An 885-nucleotide genomic window follows, 5' to 3' on the forward strand; every position below is an offset into this window, starting at 1 on the left:
CTTCGGCCAGCTCCGCGATGATCTCCACCAGATCGGACAGCTCCTGGGAATCGCGCTTGCGCAGATTGTCGTTGGAGAGCAGGTACAGGGAGACGACCTTCACGCCGATGTCGTCGCACCAGCGCAGGAACTCGCGCATCTTCGCCGCTCCGGCGCGGTGCCCGTGGGCGGCGGAGTCGAATCCGAGCTGCCGCGCCCACCGCCGGTTGCCGTCGATCATCATCGCGACGTGATGCGGCACCGTCTCCGGCGTGAGGCTGCGGCGCAGCCGGCCGATGTACAGGCGATAGAGCGGTCCCCTGCCCTGCTTCATCTGCGTCACCTCCCCAACCTACCGCCGGCGCCGAAGCCATGACGGTCCGATGACGCGTGCGCCCGGCGGCATACTCCGACGCGTACGCTCGGATCATGGCCCGCCGAGAGCGCACGATCGTGTCCGACGAGGGCGCGAAGATGCCCGAGCTCCCCCTCCTCGAGGCGACGGCCCTCAGCGCCCAGACCGAGGTGAAGCCCAGCTGGCGCGGGTGGATCCACGCCGGCACCTTCCCCGTCGCGATCGCCGCCGGCATCGTTCTCATCGTGCTCGCGCAGGGAGCACCGGCGAAATGGTCCTCGGCGGTGTTCATGGCCACGTCGCTGCTGCTGTTCGGCAACTCGGCGCTGTACCACCGCTTCTCGTGGAAGCCGAAGATGCGCGCCACGCTCAAGCGCATCGATCACGCCAACATCCTGCTTCTGATCGCCGGCACCTATACGCCGATCGCGGTGCTCGCGCTCCCGACCTCGAAGTCCGTGCTGCTGCTGTCCCTCGTGTGGGGAGGGGCGATCCTCGGGATCCTGTTCCGCGTCTTCTGGATCGACGCACCGCGATGGCTGTACGTCGCG

The 885-nt window shown here is 68.0% G+C and carries 2 protein-coding genes; one reads left to right on the forward strand and one right to left on the reverse strand.

Annotated features, from left to right (window positions below; translation table 11 throughout):
- Positions 1–313 (reverse strand): undecaprenyl diphosphate synthase family protein (locus tag B4E30_RS02785; protein WP_286793385.1); only part of this gene is annotated, 313 nt, incomplete at its 3' end.
- Positions 314–453: 140 nt separating this feature from the next.
- On the opposite strand from B4E30_RS02785, the gene trhA reads away from it, so the two are divergent.
- Positions 454–885 (forward strand): PAQR family membrane homeostasis protein TrhA (gene trhA / locus B4E30_RS02790; protein ID WP_286793386.1); only part of this gene is annotated, 432 nt, incomplete at its 3' end.

Origin of the sequence: Microbacterium sp. UBA3394, from assembly GCF_002358725.1 — a bacterium.
Taxonomy (GTDB): Bacteria; Actinomycetota; Actinomycetes; order Actinomycetales; family Microbacteriaceae; genus Microbacterium; species Microbacterium luteum.